Origin of the sequence: Sulfurovum sp. TSL1 (genome assembly GCF_019972135.1) — a bacterium.
In the GTDB taxonomy this organism is placed as follows: Bacteria; Campylobacterota; Campylobacteria; order Campylobacterales; family Sulfurovaceae; genus Sulfurovum.
Genome location: NZ_BPFI01000001.1, coordinates 1,640,901 through 1,666,123, shown reverse-complemented (window position 1 = coordinate 1,666,123; position 25,223 = coordinate 1,640,901). Strand labels below are relative to the sequence as shown.

Here is a 25,223-nt window from a genome sequence, read left to right as displayed (position 1 = left end):
GTGGTATCTGGAACAAAAAGTACAAAAAAAAGATTAATGATCCGCTTTATTATTCTTGGCATATTATCTATCTTTTTGATTGGTTTAATTTTTGTGTCAGCTTGGCCCAATAGATGGATTTATATGGCTTTAGCGACTTTGATACCTTTATTTATTGGGTTTATATGGTTGAAAAGAGAGAATGATCAAATTGTTCATTTTATTAGTATACTAATAAAATTGTTTTAGATTTTTTTGTCAATGAAAACTCTGTGGTACTTTACGATAGAATATTTAAGAATATATTTAGGATCAAAAAGGGTACTGGTACATGGGAGAAGAGCAAAAAAAGCAGTTAGAGCAGCAGTTATGGAATATCGCCAATGCACTCAGAGGTAAGATGGATGCGGATGAGTTTCGTGATTATATCCTTGGTTTTATCTTTTATAAGTATCTCTCTGAAAAGATGGAACATTATGCTGATGAGATATTGGCAGAAGATGGCATGACTTATCTGGAGCTTTCGAGTTCACCTGATAGACAAGAGTATCTTGAAGCGATACAAGAAGAGTCTATAGAAAAACTTGGATACTTCCTAGAGCCTGAAGAATTATTTAGCCAAGTAGCGAAAAGAAGTGCAGGTAGTACGGATAACTTCATACTAGATGACCTTACACAAATCCTTAGAAACATTGAACGAACAACAATGGGACATGAGAGTGAAGATGACTTTGTTTATCTCTTTGAAGATCTTGATCTAACCTCTTCAAAGCTGGGTAAAACTGAAGCACAGAAAAATACTCTTATCTCCAAAGTTCTCTCACATCTTGATGCCATCAACTTCGAGCTACAAAACCATGATAGGGATGTACTTGGTGATGCCTATGAGTATCTTATAGGACAGTTTGCAGCGGGTGCTGGTAAGAAAGCTGGAGAGTTCTATACCCCTCAACAGGTCTCAAAGATACTTGCCAAGATCGTGACTACGGGTAAAACTAAGCTCAAGTCAGTTTATGATCCGACCTGCGGTTCGGGTTCGCTTCTTCTTCGTGTGACTAAGGAGGTAGAAGAGGTCTCCAGCTTTTACGGGCAGGAGCTCAACCGTACCACCTATAACCTTGCTCGTATGAACATGATAATGCATGATGTCCACTACAGAAAATTTGACATTAAGCAAGAGGATACTTTGGAGCATCCACAGCATATGGAGCTTAGATTTGAAGCCATCATTGCCAATCCTCCCTTCTCTGCCAAATGGTCAGCCAATCCGCTCTTTATGAGTGATGATAGATTCTCGCAGTATGGTAAACTAGCTCCTTCTTCTAAAGCTGACTTTGCTTTTGTACAGCATATGATACATCACTTAGATGAGAATGGCACTATGGCTATTGTACTGCCTCACGGTGTTTTATTTCGAGGAGCTGCTGAGGGTCATATAAGAAAGTATCTTATAGAAGATAAAAACTACCTTGATGCTGTGATAGGACTACCTGCCAATATCTTCTACGGTACTTCTATCCCTACATGTATCCTAGTCTTTAAAAAGTGTAGAGAAGAGAGTGACAATATCTTATTTATCGATGCTTCCGCACATTTTGAGAAGGCTAAGAACCAGAACTATATGAGAGTTGAAGATATTGAGAAGATAGTAATGACTTTCAGAGACAGAATAGCTGAAGAGAAGTACTCTCGCCTAGTTACACTTGATGAAATAAAAGAGAATGACTATAATCTCAATATCCCAAGATATGTTGATACTTTTGAAGAGGAAGAGCCTGTTGATTTGGATACGGTGAGTAGTGAGTTGAAAGCTCTTGAGGTAGATATGAGAGCTACCGATGAGATGATAGCTAAGTTCTGTGGTGAGCTTGCTATCGCTACACCGTTTTAATCGAGGGGTTTATGATGAGTAATGTACCTCAGTTGAGATTTAAAGAGTTTGGTAGTGAATGGGAAGAGATACTATTAGATAAGATTGCTGTCTTTTCTAAAGGTAAGGGAGTTTCAAAAGCAGATCTTGCTGAAGATGGAAAAACAGAGTGTATTAGATATGGAGAACTTTATAGCCAATACAATGAGCTAATACAAGATGTTGTATCTAAAACGAATGTAGATAAAGAAGATTTAGTATTAAGTGAATATGGTGACATAATCATACCTGCTTCAGGAGAAGCACAAATAGATATTGCTACTGCTTCTTGTGTACTAAAAGATAATGTGGCTCTTGGTGGTGACTTGAACATTATTAAAACTAAAGAAGATGGTGTATTTTTATCTTATTATCTTAACAATGCTAAAAAGATTGATATAGCAAGACTTTCTCAAGGTATTTCAGTAGTTCATCTATATAGCTCACAGCTAAAGACATTAAAGTTAAATATACCGTCAAAACCCGAACAAAAAAAAATATCCTCATTTTTCACCTCTGTCGATACCCGTATAGAGCAGCTTACAAAAAAAGAGGAACTCCTACAGCAGTATAAAAAAGGGGTGATGCAAAAAATCTTTTCTCAGGAGATTCGGTTCAAAGCGGATGATGGGAGTGAGTTTCCTGAATGGGAGGAGAAAAAACTCAATGAACTAATGTTTGAGCACAAAGAAAGAAATTATGAACAAAAATTTGATAAAAATGATGTATTATCGGTATCTGGAACATATGGGATAGTTAATCAAATAGAGTTCCAAGGTAGGTCATTCGCAGGTGCATCAGTAGATAATTATCACATTGTTGAAGTTAATGACATTGTATATACTAAAAGCCCGCTAAAATCAAACCCGTATGGCATAATTAAGGTGAATCAATATAAAGCTGGAATCGTATCAACTTTATACGCAGTATATAGACCAAAAGAAAACCTTTTATCAGAGTACCTAGGTTTTTATTTTCAATTGGATGACAATGTTAATAGGTATTTGAGACCATTGGTTCATAAAGGTGCTAAAAATGATATGAAAATAAATAACTCTTATGCAATTAGTGATTCAATTACTATACCTTCAAAACAAGAACAAACAAAAATAGCCAATTTCTTATCATCGATAGACTTTAAAATAGAGCAAGTACAAAAACAATTAGATGCTACCAAAGCATTCAAAAAAGGACTATTTCAGCAGATGTTTGTTTAAATATTAAGATCTAATTAAAAAAATTGGGAGAGAAGTCTGTGTTAACTTATCAGGACGTTTTATCTAGAATCGATAATGATGATAGTAGAAACTATTTATTGCTCGGGAATGGGTTTAGTATGTCATATAATGTTGAAAGGTTTTCTTTCACAAGCTTGCTGGAAAGTGCTATAGATAATGGGTTAATTGAAGAAGATAGCCCAATGCACCTTGTATTTAAAGAATTTGAAACTAAAGATTTTGAAGAAGTTGTAAAACTATTGGAAACTTCTGTTGCAGTTGTAAAAAAATATTTAGAGGATAACGAAGATTGTATTGATGAAGAAAGAATACTTACTGATGCACAACTATTAAAAGAACATTTAGTTACTATAATTACAAATAATCATCCTGGTACCATTAATGAAATACCAGATACAGAGTTTATAAACAGTACGAATTTTATTAAAGGATTTGAGAGAGTATATTCACTCAATTATGACTTGCTTTTGTATTGGACCACAATCAAACTTATGGATTTTAAATCTTCAGAAATGATTGATAATGTTGTTTTAAAACCAACAGATGGATTTCGTGAAGATGAGGAAATAGGACAAGATTATGTGGTGTTTGGTAATGATGGTACTAAGTCAAATGTTTTATACTTGCATGGAGCTCTTCATATTTTTGATAAGAAAAATAAAATTATTAAAAATACATATTCCAGAACTGATGTACCATTGAGGGTTCAAACATTACAGTATTTAGAAGATGATATCTATCCTATATTTGTTTCGGAAGGAACAAGTGAACAGAAACATGCAAAAATAATTCATAATGCTTACTTAAACCATTGCTATAAAAGTTTAAATGGTATTGGTAGAAAAACCAAAGAAGATAACTTGATTGTGTTTGGAACGATGTTAAAAACTAACGACACACATATTAGAAAGGCTGTCCTAAATTCGGGGTTAAAAAATATCTACTTTGGTATTTCAAGAGAAGAAGAAAAGGACCAAATAGCTGATTTTGTTCAAGAATTAAATAATGCTCATGTACCCAAAGAGGTATTTTTTTATGACTATAGAACTGCAACGGTTTGGAGATAAAGTTAACATATGACAAAGACAAAATATTTACTCTATGCCTTTAAACAAGAAGTGAATGGAAAAACTATCTATTGGTATGAGACAGATGGTAAATATTTTAACCAAACAAAACCACCTATGCATATACTTGAAAAGAACCCAGAAGAAGTGCGTAGTGTAGATAGTGCTAAGATCATTGAAAACCCTTGGCTTGAATGGAAGTCAAATGATATACAGAAAATCGTTACAGAAGAAGGAGTCTGTATCAATTACTTGAAGTCTGCTGATGATGAGTTTATTACAAAGCAAGAAGATTTCAAATTACTGGAAACATATAGTTATCTTGTTGAGAATTTTAATATATCCAAAGCATTTGGTTTTGATACGATACAGCAGTGGCATAAGATGATTTTTGAGACGATCTATCCTTTTGCCGGTATGAGAAGAACCGTTACGATGAGTAAAGGTAATGGAAATGAGGCATGGGAGTGGAGAGTTGAATTTCTTCAAGGATTGCCAGAGTTTGACAGTTTTTTACAAGAAGTAAGCCAAAAAGAGTATGAAACGGTAGAAGATATTACCTTGGAGCTAGCTAAGCTTATTAGTGACTTTCTATTTATACATCCTTTTCGTGAGGGAAATGGAAGGCTTAGTAGGTTAGTATGCGACATTATACTTGCGAAGAATGGTTTACCAATGATCGGCCTCAAGTTAAAAAAAGGTGACAACTATATCAGAAGAGTTCATAAAGGTTATGAATGTGATTATGAACCTTTGAAAGAGTTACTGCTTTCAAAGATTGAAGAGGAGATTATGCGTGAATCTGAATAAGTTTATAATGCTCTTTGAGTTCTTTTTTTGTGGTTTTAGAACCTTCCACTTTAGCAGAACTGTGAACAGAGTTGATAATCATAGTCCTTTTTTTAGCTGCCGACGAGAAATATTTATTAGTGTTTGCGATTGTCCGTTTCATTCTATTTCCACCTTTGCAATGTTGACTCATTATAGCGATTATCGCCATAAACTACAAGAAAACTTGTTAAATTGGCATAAAATTATTTATGACTATGTGTATTTGAGGAACAAGATATGACAACACAGCCAGAAGCAATTTTAGAATCAAATCTAGTCAAACAACTTACTGAAATTTTAGGCTATAAAAAAGTCTTTATAAGGGATGATGAGGACTTAAAAGCTAATCTCAAAGTTCAACTTGAGAAGCATAACAAAAAAACATTTAGCAATACGGAGTTTACCCGCATTCTCAACCATTTGAATAAAGGTAGCGTGTTTGAGAAAGCAAAGATACTTCGAGATAAGTTTGCACTACCCAAAGATGATGGAACTACACAGTATATAGAGTTTCTAGATTCTGAACACTGGTGCCAGAACCTCTTTCAGGTTACACAACAAGTCACTATAGATGGCAAGTATAAAAATCGCTACGATGTGACGATCCTTATCAACGGTTTACCGTTGGTGCAACTAGAGCTAAAAAGACGTGGCTTGGAGCTTAAAGAAGCGTTTCATCAAATCAATCGTTATCAGAGACACTCTTATGGTTATAACAGTGCGTTGTTTCACTATGTGCAGATATTTGTCATCAGTAACGGGGTCAATACTAAGTACTACTCCAATAACAGGAAACAGTCCTTTAAGCAGACTTTCTTTTGGGCGAATAAGCACAATAAGAACATCACCAATCTGGAAGAGTTTACCACTGCATTTTTAGAACCTTGCCATATCTCTAAAATGATATGCAAGTACATCGTTTTGGCTGAAGTACCTAAGATACTGATGGTTTTAAGGCCTTATCAGTTTTATGCAGTTGAAGCGATCATAGATAGGGTAGAAAACTCAAATAAAAACGGCTATATTTGGCACACAACTGGTTCAGGTAAAACCCTTACCTCGTTTAAAGCGTCACAGATACTTGTGAAGCTGCCTCATGTGAAGAAAGTCGTATTTGTCGTAGATAGGAAGGACCTTGACTATCAAACAACTAAAGAGTTTAACAGCTTCAGCGACGGTTCGGTAGATGGTACGGACAACACCAAGATTTTGGTCAATCAGTTCCTAGGTAAACACAAAGATAAAAAAGGTGAATACAAAGATTCGGACCTTATCATCACCACTATCCAAAAGCTCAATACTGCAATCAGTAAACAAAGATACCTCAAAGACATGGAAAGTTTAAAAGAAGAAAACATTGTCTTTATATTTGATGAATGCCATAGAAGTCAGTTTGGCGAGACTCATAAGAACATCACCAATTTTTTTACCAATGCACAGCTGATAGGGTTTACCGGCACACCTATTTTTCCTGAAAATGCAATGGGAAACAAGTTGGGCAAAAGAACGACGGCAGATCTTTTTGATGAGATGTTGCATAAGTATGTGATTACGGATGCGATCAGTGACGATAATGTACTGAAATTCTCTGTAGAGTATGTAGGAAGATACAAAGAGAAAGAGGGTAGTGCAACCAATATCGATATAGAAGTGGAAGATATCGATACAAAAGAGCTCCTTGAGAGTGAAGAACGACTCGGTAAGATAGTAGACTATGTCATTGCCAATCATCCAAGAAAAACACATTCTAAAGAGTTTAATGCGATGATGTGTATGAGTAGTGTCGATATGTTGATCAAGTACTACGAGGTCTTCAAGTCTAGGAGTCATAATCTTAAAATCGCTACGATATTTAGCTATAGTGCCAATGAAGAGGATCGGGATGCAAATGGTATCTATGATCTGGATGAGAGTGATGGTGCGCATATCGATGAAGAGCATATCAATAAACATAGCAGAGAAAAGCTTGATGAGTTTATTGAAGATTATAATAAAATGTTCGGTACAAAATTTAGCACCAAAGACTCACAGAGCTTTTACAATTATTATAATGATATCTCCAAAAGAGTGAAGCAAAAAGAGCTAGATATACTGCTGGTTGTCAATATGTTCCTCACAGGATTTGACTCCCCTAGACTTAACACACTTTATGTGGATAAAAATCTAAAATACCATGGACTTATCCAAGCCTACAGTAGAACGAACAGAATTCTCAATGAGCAAAAGAGCCAGGGGAATATTGTATGCTTTAGAAACCTCAAAAAAGCAACCGATGATGCCATCGCACTTTTTTCAAATAAAGATGCTAAAGACATCATTTTGATGAAACCATATGAAGAGTACGTTAAAAAGTTCAATGATGCATTCATGGAGTTAATCAAAATCGCTCCAAGTGTAAACAGCGTAGATGAACTTATCGATGAAGAAAAACAGTTAGAGTTTATCAAGGCATTTAGGGAACTCATGCGTATCAAGAACATCCTTGAGGGCTTTAGTGACTTTAAATGGTCTGATCTATCGATGAGCGAACAACAGTTTGAAGACTACAAATCAAAATACCTTGACCTGTATGAGAGGATAAAGAGCAACAGGAGTGAAGGTGGTGAAAAGGTATCTATCCTGGAGGATGTGGACTTTGAGTTAGAACTCATCCATAAAGATGAGATCAACGTATTATACATTCTCAAACTACTTGCGAAGTATAAGGATGCAAAAGAGAGTGATAAACATTCACAGAGAGAGAATATCAATAATATACTCAATTCTAATCCACAACTTAGAAGTAAACGCGAGCTTATTGAACGATTTATAGATGAGAACCTTGATGGTATAGATATTGACAGTATCGATGATGAATTTGAAAAATTTTGGGAAGAAGAGAAAATCAAGGCATTTGAAGAAATCTGCGAGGAGGAGAATCTTATTAAAGAGTCAGTGAAAGAGCTCATTGATACCTATCTTTATGATGAACGCAAACCTCTAAAAGATGATATTGCTAAGACATTAAAAGTAAAACCAAAATTGCTAGAAAGAAAGAAAATCATTCCTAGGGTTTTGGATAGGCTTGTCAATTTTGTTGACAAGTTTTATAATGAATAGAATACTTTAGATAAAAAGTTAACGTATGAATAGGTTCATCAGTCGAGAACAACTCTATCGAGAAGTATGGAAAACCCCTTTAACAAAACTTGCTCCCATATATAATCTAACTACTTATGAGATGAAGAAGCTATGTGATACTTTTTTAATTCCTTTGCCTAAAGTAGGGCATTGGTCTAAAGTCGCATTTGGTAAAACAATTGTAGTGCCACCTCTACCGGTTTATGAAAAATGTAAACTCAAAATAAAAAAGTTTAATTTTAATAAAGAGACTCAACCTATAATCTATGAAAAGATTGACAAAAAGGAAACTTACAGTATTAGTGTCAAGAAAACCTTGACAAAACTACATCCACTTACGATAAAAACACGCAATGGCTTAAAAAGAAGTCAAACTGATGAATATGGTATGAAAAGGCCTTGGAAAGAAGGCTTTGATCTCCGGGTATCTAAAGTTAACGAACGAAGGGCACTTCTTATAATTGATGCTTTATGTAAGTGGTTTGAAAAGAATAGTATAGAAATATATCAACCTTTTAAAGAAAGTAGAACTACTGAGGTTATAATAGATAAACAACGTATTAGGATAAAGATTGAAGAAAAGTCAAAGCTAACTTCTAAAACTTTGACAAAAGGTTGGGGTGATTATGAATACTATACTCGTGAATATACTCCGACTGAAAAACTATCTTTGGTCATAGATAATTATTGCTGGGGATGTTCACTACGTAAAGTATGGACTGATGGTAAAACAAGTAAAGTAGAAGAGAAACTTGGTGAGTTCGTAGCTACGATATTTGAACATGCACAGGTCGAAAAGGAAAGAGAACAGCGTCTGGAAGCTGAAGCAGCGGAAAGAGCAAAGCAGAAACAATTACAAAAATACAATGAAGCATGTGAAAAGTATGAAAAGCAGATGCTTGATGACCTTATGAGTCAGAGTAGAGATTTCATACAAAGTAGGGAACTTAAAGCTTATATCGAAGAAGTTAACAGTTTGGCTAAAGAACAGTATAAGGATGGTAACTATCCATTAGAATTATCAGATTGGATTAATTGGGCAGAGGCGCAAGCAAAAAAACTTAATCCTTTAAGTGAAGGTTTGCCGACTTATAAAAAAGCAATAGAGCTTTTAGAGCTTGCTGATATAGGGTGAGTAAAGTTAAACTTATTACAAGTAAAAGGATATGTTTGAGATGTTGTGAGATTGTGATCACAATATGCAGAACTATAGGTAAGATAAGTTATAATTTATAACACTAAAAAGTAGGGTTAAATGTTAGTTCAAGAATACAATAATATACATAACAATGTTACGTGGTATGGATTTAGTGTTCAGGACAATCAAAATTATCAAACTTTTATGGAGAATAATGTTCGTTCTCATCTTAATGATGAAGAAGCTAGAGAAACCGTTGAAAATCATTTAAGACTTTTGGTAGCTGATGGATTTCAAGTAGCTGCCCTCGATGAACTTCTAAATGCGGAACATCAAGAAGAAAGAGACTGGGCAGTGGGTGAATCATTTGCAGAAGCAGTTCTTGAAGATGAATATAATGTAGAATTTCCCTGGAATCAAGCAAGAGATTTAAGAAATGAAAATGCGAGTTTACCAGGTGCTGATATTGTTGGGCTAATTAATGATAATGGCCAGCAAAAGTTATTGTTTGGAGAAGTTAAAACATCAGTAGAAGAAAGATGTCCACCTAATGTCTTATATGGTCGGGGAGGAATGATAAGTCAGTTAGAAACAATCGGAACGAATTTAACTAGGCTTCTTACCTTAGTAAAATGGTTATTTCATAGATGTAAAGATACGATATATGAAACTAGTTTTAACGAAGCTATGCAAAACCTGTTTAATCATGATAATCAAGGTATGTTTTTAGTTGGAATATTAATAAGACCTAATCTTCAGGCCAATCAAGATGATTTAGAGAACAGAGGAGTAGCTTTAGGTGATACTTTTGTAAATACAGAGACACATGCATTATTACTTGCATATTATTTACCTCATACTGCAGAAGAGTTTGTGAGTAGAGCTGTAGGAGGTAATCAATGATAAATGGTTGGTTACTAGAAGGGATTGCAGAAGAAAGGAAAAAAGCTAATACTCTTGTAAATAATTACATACTAAATTATGAGTTAAACAATGAATCTATTGATATAGACTATGATTTGGTTAGAAGAGTTATCGATATTTTAGAATTTGCATTGTTTGATTTATTGTCTTCTCCTGTTGAGAGAGATGAAATTAAAAAACTTGCATCAGAATTATTTAGATTGAGTAGGATTTTGCCTGAAACTGATTGCGTATCACAAAATTTACAACTTCAATTAAAATATAGTTGTTTTGGTGTTTTAGGTGATTTGACGACTAGTGTATCTATGCTATTAAAAGAAAGAGAATGGGATACATCATTATTAGAAAGTGCAAATTGGAAAGAAAGAACCTTTGTTACTATTATGGATGTTTGGTTACGGCTCATTCGTAAAAAAGGATGGAATGATAGAGATATTGTTTTAGAACGTATATCCAATTTAAAGCAGGCACAAAAAGAGTATGAAAAAAACTTTATAGAAGAGTCAAAAAAGAAAAAAGATGGTTATGAATTAATAATTTTATATCATCTTGCATCTGCAGCAGAGAAGATGGCCCTTTATATTACAGATGGAAAAGTAAATGGTAACTTCCAAGTTCAACAAATATTGGATTCCCATTTTGATAAAGTCATAGATATTTGTAAGCATGTACAAATGCTTGAACTAGAGCCTATTGTCAGACTGCTTGAAGCTACATCAAAGAACTTAGTTGAAAATTCTATTTGGACAGTTACAAGAGCAGTAAACTCAAGAGTTACTAAATTTGTTCAAACACTTGTTGATCAGGGGCGTGGCGATAAAGCATTATTCGATGTTTTACCTCCTCAAAGATTAACTTTGGCAGAAGAAGGGTTACTTGGTTCAAGTAGACGAGCAGTCGTAGTTAGTTTACCTACATCGAGTGGTAAAACGATGATTTCACAATTTAGAATATTACAGGCTCTTAATCAATTTGATCATGAAAATGGGTGGGTTGCATATTTAGCACCTACAAGAGCATTGGTTAATCAAATCACCAGAAGAATCAGAAATGATTTTGAGCCGTTAGGTATTTCTGTAGAACAAGTAAGTCCTGCTCTTGAAGTAGATGGCTTTGAGATGAGTATATTACAAAATAGGGATAAAGATAGCCAGTTCAAAGTTCTTGTGACTACACCTGAAAAGTTAGACTTGATGCTTCGACAGAATTGGGAAAAGAAAATTGAAAGACCTTTAACTCTTGTCGTGGTTGATGAAGCACATAATCTTCAAAATGCTAATAGAGGACTAAAACTAGAGTTATTGTTAGCAAATATCAATAAAGAGTGTGAACATGCACAGTTTTTACTCTTGACGCCATTTATTGAAAATGCAAAAGAGATTGCGACTTGGCTTGGTGGTGTTAATTCAGATGATATTAGTATGTCATTAGATTGGCAACCAAATGACAGAGCCATAGGGATTGTGTATGCCGAAAAAAGTGATAGTAGGTGTACATCGGGTTGTAATTTCAATTTAAAATTTAAATCAGTACATACAAGTAAACCAAGTATTTCAATTGATGACAATATTTTGATGCTTGGAAATAATGATACATATACTTTTAGGCAAGTAAATAATAACGCAAAATTAGCTACTATGGTCGTAAATCAATTAAAACAGAGAGATTCTGTCATTGCGATACATGGACGAATTGATTGGACATGGTCATTAGCTAATGAAATTAAAAGTAAAAGTAGCCAAGTTCCACCAAGTGAAAATATTCAATATGTGCAAAAGTTTTTAGCGTATGAATTTGGTGCAACCTTTCAACTTATAGATCTCTTGAATTATAAAATTGGTGTTCACCATGCAGGGCTTTCAGATGAAGTGCGCACTTTGATGGAGTGGTTGTTTGAAGAGGGAGAAATAAATGTACTTGTAGCTACAACAACAATAGCTCAAGGGATGAACTTTCCTGTTGGTGCAGTTGTTATGGCTTCTCATCAATACTATTCTCCATCTGCTCCGCCAATAGCAATGCCTCCCGAAGATTTTTGGAATATAGCAGGTCGCGCTGGAAGAGTAGGTCAAGATAGCGTAGGTATTATTTCGCTAGTAGCTAAAAATGATACAGAAATAGAAAAGCTAAAAACATTTATCAATAATCAAACTGGTGCTTTAAACTCATCATTAATTGAAATGGTTACTGAGGCAATGCAAAGTACAAATAGAATGAATATTGAAGATTTAGGTAAAATCGTATATCAACAACCTACTTGGTCTGCTTTCGTTCAATATCTTACACATACTTATAAGCAAATGGGAGAATCTGAAAATTTTATTACTGAAATTGAACAGGTGCTTAGGGGAACTTTCGGATTTGAAAAACTGAGACAGAAAAATAGGGATTGGTCAAATAAATTTATTAGAGGTGTTGCCAATTATGTAACATATATGCAAAAACCTGGGCAACCAATAAACTTAGTTGATTCAACTGGATTTTCTTTGCAAAGTGTCAATACTCTTTTACAAAATGCAGGGATAGAAAATATAAATAAAGATAGTTGGAATCAAGAGTTATTTGGCCATTCATCTATTGAGTTACAAAAAATGATAGGTGTACTATTGAAAATACCTGAATTGCGGGATAATTTTGATGATATAGTCAGGAAAACAAATTCTCAAGATGGAAATACAATATCATTGGTAATTAAAGATTGGGTAAATGGGAAAAGTATAGAAAATATTGCAGAAGATTATTTTAAAACTGAAAATATAAGTATGGATGATGCAATTACAAAATGTGGTCAAAGTTTATATGGTAGAATAACTCAAACTGCATCGTGGGGCTTATCGGCACTGCTTTCATCAACTGTAGGTGAAGTAGAAGACGAAGAGTTCCAAAAGTTAAGTAATCTTCCTGCAAGAGTCTATTATGGTGTAAATACTGATGATGCGATGATGTTAAGACTTTTAGGTGTACCAAGAATTGCTTCAAATGAATTATCAAAAGAGTTAGTAAATATTAATAGTGATGCCGTTGTAAATGTTAGAGAAATGTTAAAAGCCAATGGTCAGGAAGTATGGAAGAGAACAATGGGAAATGAAAAAGGTAAAGTCTATTATAAGGTGTGGTCTGTTTTAGAAGGATTAAATTAAAAGGATATTTTCCATGACCCTCTCCAAATCCCTATACACTCGTGCTGTCCAATGCCCAAAATCCCTTTGGCTCAAAAAATACAAGCCAGAGGTGTTGACACTTCCAGATACATCGGTACAGGCAATTTTAGAAACGGGTAGTGAAGTAGGTGAAGTGGCTCATGGCTTATTTCCAAACGGTTGTAAAGTACAGTATGATACCAACTTTGAAGCTATGGCAGCTTTGACCAGACAATGGATAGAAGAGGGGGTAGAGACCATCTTTGAAGCTACGTTTATAGCTGATGGGCTTTTGGTTATGGTAGATATACTTTGTGTTACAGAGGATGGACTGGAGCTTTATGAGGTGAAAAGTTCTACAGAGATGAAAGATATTTACTATCATGATGTTGCTTTTCAGGTCTATGTACTTCAAAAGCTTGGATATACGGTCAATCATACCTATCTTATGCATATAAACAGTGATTACGTCAGGGGTGATGAACTCGATCTAGATGGGCTATTCACCATAGAAGCACTTAATGATACGGTCTATCAAATGCAAGGTAGTGTAGATGAAAATATAGAAGAGATATTTGCCTATCTGTTAGACCAATACAATGAACCTGACATAGATATAGGTAAACAGTGTAAAAACCCTTATGTGTGCGATGCGATGGAGTACTGCTGGAAAGTACAAAGGGGTATCCCTGATTACTCCATTTTTAATATCTTTAACCTTGGAAGTAAAAAACAGGTTGAACTCTACGAACAAGGTATCGTAGATATCAATGATATGCCCGATGATTTTGACATGACAGCCAAACAAGCACAGGCGGTTAGAGACTACAAGTCAGGAGAAATGCACATAGATCAGGAAGCTATAGCGGCATTTTTAAGTCGTCTTAGCTACCCCATCTACCATTTGGACTTTGAGACCTTTCAGCAGGCGATACCCCAATGGAGAGGTATCAGTCCCTTTATGCAGATACCTTTTCAGTATTCGTTGCATATAGAGCATGAAAATGGCAGACTTGAACACTGTGAGTTTCTGGCAGGAGATGGCAGTGACCCAAGAATGTTACTCGCTCTTAAACTTTGTGAAGATATACCCGTAGATGCAACAGTACTGGCTTACAATATGAGCTTTGAAAAAGGTGTTATACGCAAATTGGCACAAGAGTATGAAACGTTAAGTCCACATTTGTTAGTGGTACACGAGAACATCATAGACCTCATGATCCCATTTCAACAAAAGTACTATGTTACACCAAGTATGAAGGGAAGCTATTCTATAAAGTACGTACTACCTGCACTCGTGCCAGAAATGGAGCAGGCATATAAAGCACTTGATGGAGTAAAAAACGGAGGAGAAGCCATGCAGGCATTTGCTAATCTTTCGAAGCTTGATGCGGCAGAAAAAGAGAAGAAGAGACAGGCACTTTTGGCATACTGCAAGCTTGATACACTGGCGATGGTAAAGATTTTAGAAAAATTGAAAGAAGTTAATAAAAAAGAGCAAAGATGAAAGGTTTAAAAACAATATTTGATGACTTTTATTTATTTCAAAATCTATCATAGTTCAGTAATATTATTGAAAATAATAGTTTAAAAATCATTTATTTTCAATAATTATAGAGTTTTGTAGGTGGTGGGCTTTTCATTGGTTTCCACTGACTTATTATATATTTAGCTCATTAATAGTTTTTTGAATTTCTTCTTCTGGGTGAACCTCTTTATCAAAGGTTTTTATTACTGTTGCACCTTTGATGTCTCTAGTGTTTTTTGTCACTGTATAGCCTTTTTCATCACATGTATCACAACTGTATATCAATACATAAGTATCATTTACTCCTCCCCATTCTTTATAACTCTGCGTTGATAAGTCAGCACTGCATTTATTACATTTCCAAGATTCCATTTTCATCCTTTTATTTTATTGTACGTTTATTATACATAAAATGAATATACTTGTTGCCTCTGATTTTTTTATGCCATGATATATTTCATTATGTCGATAATCCTGCGAGTCGTACTAAAGTACTTTCTAGAGTCGATTTATATTTTCCATCTTTGCAGTGTTCGACAGCATTTTTGGCCTCAGTTAAAGCTTCTGGAATCTTTGCATCTTTCTCATAGCATTGTCGCTTTAAATCATAATAGGATGACAGATTATTTCTCGCCTTTTCATCTTCAAGTGCTAATTCAAGTGCATCATTGGCTACATCGAGTGCGCTAGGATCTTTTAGTTTTAAAAGTGCTTCAGCTTTTCGATACAGTAACCAATGGTTAATATCCTTTTCAGATACTTTTTCAATGGCATTAATAGCCAACTGTGGTTTTTCAGCTTCGATATAGGCTTTCGCTATTGCACGTGCAACGAATGAATTTAATTCCTTTTTATTACTGATTTTATCTGCAAAGACGATACTGGCATGGGACATTTTGTTAAATAATTCCATTTTCCCAGAAAATTTTGCTGCGATTGCAGTGTTTGTAAGTGCTTCACATGCACTAACCCACTGATACTTATCTATCGCTTCTGGTGGCATAGTGAACATTTCTGGGAGTGTTTCTGCGAGTTCTACACAAACTTTAGGATATTGGTATCCAAACATAGAGGTAAATGAAACATATGCTTCGTAAAACTGATCTAGTCCTTCAAGTGCTGATATCGTAATGACATTTGCAAGTGCAATGACCTTCTCTTCATCTGATGCAACATCATTTTTAAGTTTATGGTAGGATCGCAAGCGTGCAAGAGCACCCAGTGAAACACGCAGTGGCACAATTGAAAAATCTTCAATCATAAAATTCACTAGATCTCGCATTGCTGCTTCACCACATTCTTCGACTGATTCCTTTACGCCATATTGAGTGCCAAGGTGAGCAATTTGTCCAAAAGTGGCATGCCAATTTGGTCTTAACTTCAATACTTGTGTAAAACACTCAAGAGCTTCATCAAATCTTTTATATCTTCGTAAAGCCTTACCTCGATGATGAAGTAATTCAGCTTTAAAGTCTTCGTCTTGAAAAGTTTCTATTCCTTTTTGATATTCATCCGCACATTGTTCATAATATGAAGAACGTTCATCTTTATCTTCAATCGAATACGCATGAGTTTCTTTGGCATCTATAATACATAAGAGAGATGCAATGTTCTCTACTTTCAATATATCTTTTTTATAGATATTTCTGTAAATATTTTCTTTAGCTTCTCCTTCAACTTGAAGTAGTGCATAAGTAATCCAATCAGGTTCACGATCTCCAAGACGTTTATTTTCTTCACAAAGTTGTGTATAGCAAAGATGAATCTCTCTTAGAACACTCGGCGACATTTCTATATTATCTTTATTAATATATTCTGCGATCGAAGTAGAGACATCATTAGTGTTTAAATTGTCTTGAACAGCTTTTGCTATGAGATCATGGACCTTGAGGATGCCTGGAATATTTGTTTGGAGTAATATTGAGAGTTTTTGAAGATTTTGTCGATGTAAAATTCCAATAAAATAATTTAGAAAATTAGAATCGTGCTGGTATGAACCTGAGTTAGCTATTTTTTTAAGTGCTTCTAATATCTTATCGTTGAGCTTTCCTAATATTTTGCTCATAATTGATAAACCATCTTTCGATGTAATAGCATCAGGATCAGATAACACTACTGCATACAAATCATTTCTAGAAAGGTTTTTTTCTGTATTAATGATATTGCTTATTATGGAAAGTATAAGAGGAGAAAAACTACATGCGTTTACTATCTCTTCACATCTTTCAGAAGGATTTAAGGAGTCTTCACCAAGGATTTGCATTGCAATATCGTGAGACAATATTGGAATTGATAAATAAGACTTATTACCTATATCTGATAGTTGTGATGTAATAAGTACGAGACTGCCTTTAGTAAAACCTTCGTTAAGTTCTTGAAGTTGTGTAATATTTATAGTCCTATCTAAATTGTCAATTATAAGAAGAGTTTTCGATGTGTTGAATGACCCTGCAATATTAATGGGAATCCCACCTCGGCTTCTTTTAACAGAATGTAGTGAAGTATCCTGCTTCCAGTCATCAGCAGAAATCCAGAGAATATTTTCAAAATTTGAATTTTCAGCATGGATATAGTCAATAACAGCTTGTGTTTTCCCTGCACCACTAACTCCATTAAGTACACATAGCTGATTTCCATCTGTAAAATGATCTTTTATCGTACGTAATATAATTGGTTCAGAAATATGTTTTTCGCACTGTGCTGGAACTGTTCCATAGTATTCGTAATTATCAAGATTCTGTGCAAAAGTAGGAAAAAATTGTTTGTAGCATTCTGCATTTTCATAACTCTCAACAGATTGTTCGTATATAAACTTTGCAAGTTCACGAGCATCATAAATAATTATTTTAGACCCATAAGATTGATAAATTGATGTATTATTAAATTTAGCTCGAAAAGAGGGCGGTTCCTCTTGCGTACTAATTAAATATATTTTTGTAGGTCCAGTGGGTGGCTTGTGTGCGATAGCATGATTAATATCCTTTTCAATCTTTTCATATTTTGCTGGAGTAGTGCCTTTTGGGGATTGATCCTTGAAATATCCTTTTTCAGTACTGTACTCAACAACAATCTCCGAATTATTAGAAAAACTATCAACCGTATAACCACTTGGCATATAGTCTTTATTGATACCATGATGAATCAACCTTTTTGATTCAATATATGAAACTATATTGTGTCCAACAAGTTCAATATTGGTTGCATCAAGGATGCTTATTTCTTCAATCAATTGTTTTATGATCAGTTTTTTTATAGGTTCAAACATTACTACTCCCTGTTGATAAGTTTTTTAGTATAACAATTTTTTATTATTAGTTTTGTCTTAAATGAATTTATTTTGACTCAGTATAACTATTTATTCAACAAATATTACATATTGGAATAGATTGATATAAAACTGTCAGTGAAATTGTCAGTAAAAAACGCCCATTATCTACTGACACTTATTTTTTAATTGTCTACAAAGCCCTTATTTTAGAGGGGCACTGTAATTATGAAAGGGGTTCGAATCCCCCTCTCCCGGCCATCCATTTTTCACCCATATACGTATCAAAATCAATAATTTTTTAAATACCTGCTATAATCATATACTTTTTATACACAATAAGGATCTTCATATGTCAGAGAATATAGGAAAACTCATATTACGTTTAATGGTCGGGGGAATGATGCTTTTTCACGGTATCGATAAAGCATTGCATGGAGTGAACTTTATCAAAGGGATATTGAAGTCTCATGGGTTACCTGAAATACTAGTATATGGTGTCTATGTGGGAGAGATACTCGCACCGATCTTTTTGATCTTGGGGTGGAAAAGCAGGGTTTGGGCAGGAGTGATCGTGCTCAATATGACAGCGGCTGTCTATTTAACGAAAATAGGACTGTTTTTCAAACTCGGAGACCAAGGATCCTGGGCATTGGAATTACCGATGCTCTATCTTTTGAGTGCATTGTCTATTGTCCTCTTGGGCTCCGGAAAATATGCAATGATGAGAGATTAGTACATTAAAATTACACACTGTTTACCTATAGTACCAAAAACGTAAAAGGCAGTGTATGCAAAAAAGAGTATGGATGCTATGTCTGGTAGCAACAGGGCTTATCGCAGAAGTGTTGGAGCCGTGGAGCACCAAATTAAACAGCTTAACACCCTTTGAGAAACATGTGATCATAGATAAAGGCACGGAACGTGCTTTTTCGGGAAAATATGTCTATACCATAGAGGATGGCACCTATACCTGTAAAGTATGTGGCGCACCGCTTTACAGGTCAGATGACAAATTGGAATCTCACTGCGGATGGCCAAGTTTTGATGATGCGATACCCGGAGCGATCAAAGAAGTCCCAGATGCAGACGGTCAACGTACGGAGATCGTGTGTACCAATTGCAGTGCCCATTTGGGACATGTATTTCAGGGTGAAGGGTTTACGGACAAAAATGTGCGTCACTGTGTCAACTCCGTTGCTCTTAACTTTGACAAAAAGAAAGAGACCGTCACAACATTGAAAAAGGCCTATTTTTCCGGCGGATGTTTTTGGGGCGTGGAGTATTATCTTGAAAAGATCGATGGGGTCAAAGAGGTGACTTCGGGTTTCATGGGAGGTCATGTAAAAGATCCGGGTTACTATGATGTGGTACGTAAGGATACCGGGCACTTAGAAACCGTTGAAGTGGTCTATGATCCCTCAAAAGTCTCTTATGAAACACTGGCAAAAACTTTTTTTGAGATCCATGATCCTACACAGGTGGATGGACAGGGGCCCGACATTGGGAATCAATACCTCTCTGCTATCTTTGTCAGTAACACAGAAGAGCGTAAAACGATCGAACGTTTGATCGGTATCCTGGAGAAGAAAGGCTTCAATATAGCCACGAAGGTTCTGCCTAAAACACCTTTTTACCGTGCAGAGGCATACCATCAGGATTACTATGAACGTAAAGGCTCAAAGCCTTATTGTCATAGAAGAATTAAGCGGTTCTAGTCTCGGGTATTGATCATCCACATAGAAAAAACATTAATATAGTTCCAGAAGCTCTGTATATTCTCTTCAGAGCTTAACTTCTGCTCTATGATAGGCTGCAGCGCCTCTTCAAAAGTAACCAGCCAATGCAGTCTTGCATTAGGCGTGATCGCGAAGGGCGCATGTCTCCCCCTCATTTGCGGTGCCCCACGGTTTTGGTTAAAGTAGGTAGGGCCTCCACAGATCTGTATGAAAAAGTCTGCCGAGTGTTGTGCAGCTTTTTTCATCTCTTCTTTGTCATCCGGGAAGAGATCTTTGATCGGACTTTCAAAAAGACCCATATAAAATCTATCAAGCAATGCACGCATCCCTTCTTCTCCTATGTCTGTTAAGAATTCAGGATTGGGTTTGGTGACAGGAGGGTTCACCCCTTCCTGGTAGGGGAGTATAGAGAAATCTAAAGATGAGCTACTAAAATTCATAAAATGCCTTTGCTATATATAAAATGACTGTTTTTGCACCGTGTTATAACATGAAAAGACTTAGGTGTCAAGTAGGTGAAGATCAACGACAGCCACCTGTTCCGCAACTATCACTGTTCTCTACGGCGAAGCTGTTGGTGTATCCGCACTCCACACATTCAAAAGAGAGTAGTTTGGGTCCAGAACAGCCACCTGATCTTTGGTCTGTCAGCTCGATGCTTTTATGATGACACTTCGGACAAAACCCCCGTTTGATGGCATCCAGCTGTTCTTTTTTCTCTTTCAGATAGAAAATATAAACAAAGACTGATCCCAAAAGGAGGATCAGCATAAATGCGAGAAGATAAAATGAATCGATACTAGACTCCTTACGTCATATAGTTTTTGAGTTCAGCGACCTGTTGCTTATACTCAGGCAGATAGTTTTCAACCAGTTGCCAAAAAGCTTTTTGATGGTGTTTGTGCCTGATATGTGCCAGTTCGTGTACAATGATGTATTGTATCACATCATGGGGAAGTTTCATCATCATCGTGTTAAAACTCAAAACATTTTTCCCGCTGCAGCTTCCCCACTGACGTTTGGTTTTTCGAAACCGTACATTTGCGGGGGAAAGGCACATCTTTTCTGCCCAGAATGCTACATGAGATGGAATATGTTTCTGTGCCTCTGTTTTGTAGAATCTATCGAGATGTGTTTGAAATAGTTTTTCATCATAGGCATGGTAGAAAAGCGTAAATACTTCCCCGTCAAAATCAAGATGCGTTCTTTTTTTATGATGTTGTACCAGTGTCAGAGGATAGACCTTCCCCATGAAATAGACCTCTGCGCCACTGGAAAAGTCCAAGGGTTTCCCTTTCTTCTGCTGTATCTTCTTTCTGGCATGGTTGATCCAGGAGGACTTTTTAAGCAAGAGCTGTTCTATTTTTTGTTGTGCGACCTTGGGAGATTTGATCACGAGGTTCCCCTCGTCATCAAAACTAAGATAAATATGCTTGAGTTTAGGGTTCACGATATGGGTATAGTGTGGCAAAAGACTCATATCACAAGATCAATTGACGATTTTGTCTTGACTGTAGATCACTCTTCTATAGATAGAACCATCTTTGCTATAGGTTTGTGCCGGCCCCTCTTTGACACCATTCACATAAGTGTACGATACCATCACATCACCATTGGGGTAATATGCTTCATATAAACCGTCTTTTTTCCCATTGATATAATTGACTTTTGAAAGTACGCGGCCTTTTGGATCATACCCTGTTGCAAGGCCATGGGGTACACCATTCCGTATAGGTATAACCGCAAGTACATGACCGTCATACCCATACTCTTTACGGACACCATTTTGACCCGTGTTATCATTCATAATAAATTCAGAGCGTATCTGCCCACCCGTATAGTATTCTTTTTGTACTTTTCCCCCTGAAAGACCGGGTCCCTGGCAGCCATTTAAAAGAAGAAGTGCAAAAATAGTAAGAAAGAAAGATAATTTTTTCATGGAAACCCTTGATAGTTAAAATAGTGTATGAGTATACTATAAATTGCCTTTTTTTGCTTTTTACCCAGAGTGTATTATAGGCGAGAGAGATATTCCAAAGAGAAGGGGATCATTCTTTGTGTGTTAAAAGCAGGGCATGCATCTCTTCTGTTGTGAGTGGGCGACTGAAATAGTGGCCTTGGATATTGGTACATCCATGGTCGATCAGGAACGCTTTTTGTTCAGATGTTTCTACCCCTTCAGCGATAAGATCAAGTTTAAGACTTTTTGCCAGTGCAATAATGGCTTTGACAATCGCGACATCTTCTTCATCCTCCGGGATATCTCTGACAAAAGAGCGGTCAATTTTGAGCCTGTTGATCGGTAAACGTTTCAATAATGACAAAGAGGAGTACCCTGTTCCAAAATCATCAATAGAGATCCCTATACCCAAAGCATTGATCTGATGCAGTTTGGTAATGACCTCATCAGGTCTTTTGATCATCTGGCTTTCAGTGATCTCCAATTCCAACCAGGCTGGATCAAAATCATTGCTTTGAAGTGATGCTTCGACCTGTTGAAGAAAATTGATTTTATCTAGCTGCATGATAGAAATGTTCAGTCCAAGTACCCCCGGGTTCAATCCCTCTTTATACCATTGAGAGATCTGCGGCATGGCAGTTTTCATGACCCACTGATCGATTTCCGCTATCATCCCGCTCTCTTCGGCCGTAGGGATGAAGTCATCGGGCATGAGAACCCCCAGGGTCGGGTGGTTCCATCGTATAAGGACCTCTACACCTATCAATATATTTGTAGATGCCTTGATCTGGGGCTGATAATAGATCATAAACTCTTCATTATCGATGGCTTGACGCAGGCTCGTCTGCATCAGTATACGTTTCAAGGCGAGTTCGGTCATCTGTGGTGCATAGTACTGGTAGTTGTTCCTGCCTTCTTCTTTTGCTCTGTACATAGCAGTATCGGCATATTTGAGAAGAGACTGGGCATCTGTGGCATCCTGCGGATAAAAACTGATACCCACACTTCCCGAAACATAGAGTTTTTGATCATGTATCAGGATAGCCTCAGCCAATGTTTTGAGAATTTTTTCTCCCAAAAGGGATGTATCATTCGGATCTCTTAACTCCTCCATAATAATGGTGAATTCATCACCGCTCAATCGGGCCAAAGTATCTTCTTTCCGAATAATATCCTGGAGGCGTTTTGCAATGATCTTTAGCACCTCGTCTCCTACGCTATGTCCCAGTGAATCATTAATATGTTTAAATTTGTCCAGATCAATAAAAAAGACCGCCAGTCCCTCTTTGTGCCGTTTTGCTTTTTGGATCCCTTGTTCCAGACGGTCCATGAACAGTACACGGTTTGGAAGACCCGTAAGGGCATCATGGTGTGCCTGGTAGTGTAGGGCTTCCTCCGTTTTTTTACGCTCGGTGATATCTCGAAGGTATCCTACGATACCTATATCCGAACCGTTAGTATCCTTAAGAAGGGAAAGTGAGAGGTCTATGAGAACTTTCTCGTGAGATTTTTTCATAAGTGTCAAGGTAGTGAGGTACTCTTCCTTCTCCATCAGTTCAGGAATATGTTTGACAAATGGCTCATAGGTGTCATCCGGGAATAACAGAGATATATGTTTGCCCAGTACTTCCTCTGCGGTATAGCCAAAAAGAAGTTCAGACCCTTTATTCCATTCATTAATGTATCCTTTCAGGTCTGTGGTGTTGATCGCTTCATGTGTCTGTTGGATCATCTGCGCCTGATGCAATAGCTGAAGTTCATTCTCTTTTTGTTCTGTAATGTCTGTATGGGTACCTATCATGCGGACAGCTTTACCCTCTGCATCAAACTGTACTTTCCCTCTGTCATGGATCCATACCCAATGTCCGTCTTTATGTTTCAGTCTATGGATATTTTCATAATATTCTGTTTCTCGATTGACATTTTTATAGACATCTTTCCATGCCTTTTCAGCGTCATCAGGGTGAATACGGTCATCCCAGGTCGACACTTCATTGGGAAGCTCATTGTCTGCATAGCCAATGATCTCTTTCCAACGAGGAGAAAAATAGACGGTATCCTCAAGAATATTCCAATCCCAAACCCCGTCATTGCTTCCCATAAGGGCCAATTCCATACGCTCTTTCAGTTCCTGGTTGGTTTGATTGCTCTGTTGGAGTGCTCTGGTTTGCTCCCGTGCCTCTTCGCTGGTCACATGGATCAGATGGATCAATGCTTCTATAGAAGTCGTATTGATAGCAACGTGCTGCGGTTGACAATCCGGCATAGATTTAGGGATCTGATCATTTTCACTTAACGATACCAGGGTCATGGTTTGTTTAAAGAGATTTTTGTGATCTGCACTAAAAAACGCTCCATACGTGAAAAAACCGGATACGGGAGAGATCTGTTGAAGCGGGAATATTTCAGACTCGACTTCGTCACCCATAAAGTGTCTGCGTGTCATGTATGAGTAGATAAAAATGCCTTCAGAGGGTTTACGGGCAGTACGGTTGAGAATGGTTTGTGACTGTTGCAAGATCTCTTTGACATTTCCGTATCCGATCCGTACTTTGTCTCCTGTGTACAAATTACCTCCAACGATCAATGATCCATCATTCTCTTTTGCTATACATGCACGTGACACATTGGAACCGTTACGATTGACGATCAGGGGAAATTCGACACCGATACCGGGCAGACCTTTGGCGATATCTTCTCCCAGATAATAGGCATAGGTATCTACGGCACTTTTCCCATTGATGGTATAGACGCGGTTGCCTTCAGCTTTTGTAATGGTCAATTCATTTCCGATAGGGTGCCAGTGAAAGCTATAGTCTGTATGTACATGTAAGTGCCGGCTGTTCAGCGTAACTCCAACAGCACCTTTTGAGATGACCTGTTCTTTGGTGAAAACATAGGTCTGTGTAAAGTGACTGTTGTCCCCGGCATGACCTCCTGCAACAATCACGTTCGCATCTATAGAGGTGATGCCATTGAGGAACTCTTCTCCATTGGTATGCAGACCATTGGTAAAAGCAATGAGCAGCTTAGTCTCATCGGTGATCAACGCTTTTGCCAAGTATTGCCCACTATCATAGCCGTTGACCTTATGTTCTACAGATGCTACTTTCAGTGTCGTATACTCAAACTGACTGAAACTAAGAACGACTTTCCCTGAAGAGACTTTTCCATCCATGATCTCACCATCGGTCGTAGCCCCTATAATAGCCGCATCAGGCAAGAAGTATGTGAGCTCAGAGATTAGAGAGGATATAAATGTTTTGTCAACAACGGCAGAATAGACCTGGATCAAAAGCGAGGAGGAGTTGTAAATCTTTTTATCGTGGATAAACGAGCCTAATTGTTCTTTGTTCATGTAATATGTATTAAAACTTTTCATACT

Annotated in this window: 18 protein-coding genes; 11 read left to right on the top strand and 7 right to left on the bottom strand. The window is 36.7% G+C overall.

Features of this window, described 5'->3' with window-relative positions:
- Positions 1-310: 310 nt before the first annotated feature.
- The 9 genes from LDM98_RS08215 (at position 311) to LDM98_RS08175 (ending at position 14,853) form a co-directional block, all read left to right on the top strand.
- Positions 311-1,870 carry a type I restriction-modification system subunit M gene (locus LDM98_RS08215; protein ID WP_223898931.1) on the top strand — a complete coding sequence of 520 codons (1,560 nt, stop codon included), beginning with the start codon at positions 311-313 and terminating at the stop codon, positions 1,868-1,870.
- Positions 1,871-1,884: 14 nt separating this feature from the next.
- Positions 1,885-3,105, top strand: coding sequence for a restriction endonuclease subunit S (locus tag LDM98_RS08210; RefSeq protein ID WP_223898930.1), 1,221 nt, complete (start codon positions 1,885-1,887; stop codon positions 3,103-3,105).
- A gap of 38 nt (positions 3,106-3,143) precedes the next feature.
- Positions 3,144-4,193 carry a DUF4917 family protein gene (locus tag LDM98_RS08205; protein ID WP_223898929.1) on the top strand — a complete coding sequence of 350 codons (1,050 nt, stop codon included), beginning with the start codon at positions 3,144-3,146 and terminating at the stop codon, positions 4,191-4,193.
- A gap of 9 nt (positions 4,194-4,202) precedes the next feature.
- Complete coding sequence (locus LDM98_RS08200; RefSeq protein WP_223898928.1) at positions 4,203-5,003, top strand: Fic family protein; 801 nt, start codon at positions 4,203-4,205, stop codon at positions 5,001-5,003.
- Between the two features lie 258 nt (positions 5,004-5,261).
- Complete coding sequence (locus LDM98_RS08195; protein WP_223898927.1) at positions 5,262-8,123, top strand: type I restriction endonuclease subunit R; 2,862 nt, start codon at positions 5,262-5,264, stop codon at positions 8,121-8,123.
- 25 nt (positions 8,124-8,148) lie between these two features.
- Complete coding sequence (locus LDM98_RS08190; protein WP_223898926.1) at positions 8,149-9,279, top strand: hypothetical protein; 1,131 nt, start codon at positions 8,149-8,151, stop codon at positions 9,277-9,279.
- 120 nt (positions 9,280-9,399) lie between these two features.
- Positions 9,400-10,185, top strand: coding sequence for a hypothetical protein (locus LDM98_RS08185; protein WP_223898925.1), 786 nt, complete (start codon positions 9,400-9,402; stop codon positions 10,183-10,185).
- A complete protein-coding gene (locus LDM98_RS08180; RefSeq protein WP_223898924.1) occupies positions 10,182-13,346 on the top strand; it encodes a DEAD/DEAH box helicase in 3,165 nt (1,054 codons plus the stop codon). Before LDM98_RS08185 ends, LDM98_RS08180 begins: the two co-directional genes overlap by 4 nt.
- 13 nt (positions 13,347-13,359) lie before the next feature.
- Positions 13,360-14,853: a DUF2779 domain-containing protein gene (locus tag LDM98_RS08175; protein WP_223898923.1), complete on the top strand. Its 1,494-nt coding sequence runs from the start codon at positions 13,360-13,362 to the stop codon at positions 14,851-14,853.
- Positions 14,854-15,006: 153 nt separating this feature from the next.
- Here LDM98_RS08175 and LDM98_RS08170 read toward each other — a convergent pair whose 3' ends face one another.
- Complete coding sequence (locus tag LDM98_RS08170; RefSeq protein ID WP_223898922.1) at positions 15,007-15,246, bottom strand: hypothetical protein; 240 nt, start codon at positions 15,244-15,246, stop codon at positions 15,007-15,009.
- A gap of 88 nt (positions 15,247-15,334) precedes the next feature.
- The gene (locus tag LDM98_RS08165; RefSeq protein WP_223898921.1) at positions 15,335-18,139 is read right to left on the bottom strand and encodes a tetratricopeptide repeat protein; all 2,805 of its coding nucleotides are present in this window, start codon (positions 18,137-18,139) and stop codon (positions 15,335-15,337) included.
- Between the two features lie 352 nt (positions 18,140-18,491).
- Between LDM98_RS08165 and LDM98_RS08160 the strand changes: the two genes are divergently transcribed.
- Together LDM98_RS08160 and LDM98_RS08155 are read left to right on the top strand one after the other, a co-directional pair.
- On the top strand, positions 18,492-18,875 hold the full coding sequence (locus LDM98_RS08160; RefSeq protein WP_223898920.1) for a DoxX family protein: 384 nt from the start codon (positions 18,492-18,494) through the stop codon (positions 18,873-18,875).
- Between the two features lie 73 nt (positions 18,876-18,948).
- Positions 18,949-19,857, top strand: a complete 909-nt coding sequence (locus tag LDM98_RS08155) for a bifunctional methionine sulfoxide reductase B/A protein (RefSeq protein WP_223899073.1) — start codon at positions 18,949-18,951, stop codon at positions 19,855-19,857.
- On the opposite strand, the gene LDM98_RS08150 is transcribed toward LDM98_RS08155, so the two are convergent.
- The 5 genes from LDM98_RS08150 to LDM98_RS08130 form a co-directional block, all read right to left on the bottom strand.
- A complete protein-coding gene (locus LDM98_RS08150; RefSeq protein WP_223898919.1) occupies positions 19,854-20,318 on the bottom strand; it encodes a globin in 465 nt (154 codons plus the stop codon). The genes LDM98_RS08155 and LDM98_RS08150 overlap by 4 nt on opposite strands.
- Before the next feature lie 82 nt (positions 20,319-20,400).
- Positions 20,401-20,649: a hypothetical protein gene (locus LDM98_RS08145; RefSeq protein ID WP_223898918.1), complete on the bottom strand. Its 249-nt coding sequence runs from the start codon at positions 20,647-20,649 to the stop codon at positions 20,401-20,403.
- Between the two features lie 37 nt (positions 20,650-20,686).
- Positions 20,687-21,358 (bottom strand): M48 family metallopeptidase, encoded by a 672-nt coding sequence (locus tag LDM98_RS08140; RefSeq protein ID WP_223898917.1) that lies wholly within the window; start codon positions 21,356-21,358, stop codon positions 20,687-20,689.
- Between the two features lie 9 nt (positions 21,359-21,367).
- The gene (locus tag LDM98_RS08135; protein ID WP_223898916.1) at positions 21,368-21,817 is read right to left on the bottom strand and encodes a toxin-antitoxin system YwqK family antitoxin; all 450 of its coding nucleotides are present in this window, start codon (positions 21,815-21,817) and stop codon (positions 21,368-21,370) included.
- 109 nt (positions 21,818-21,926) lie between these two features.
- Entirely contained in the window at positions 21,927-25,196 is a 3,270-nt protein-coding gene (locus tag LDM98_RS08130) for an EAL domain-containing protein (RefSeq protein WP_223898915.1), read from the bottom strand.
- Between the last annotated feature and the right edge of the window lie 27 nt (positions 25,197-25,223).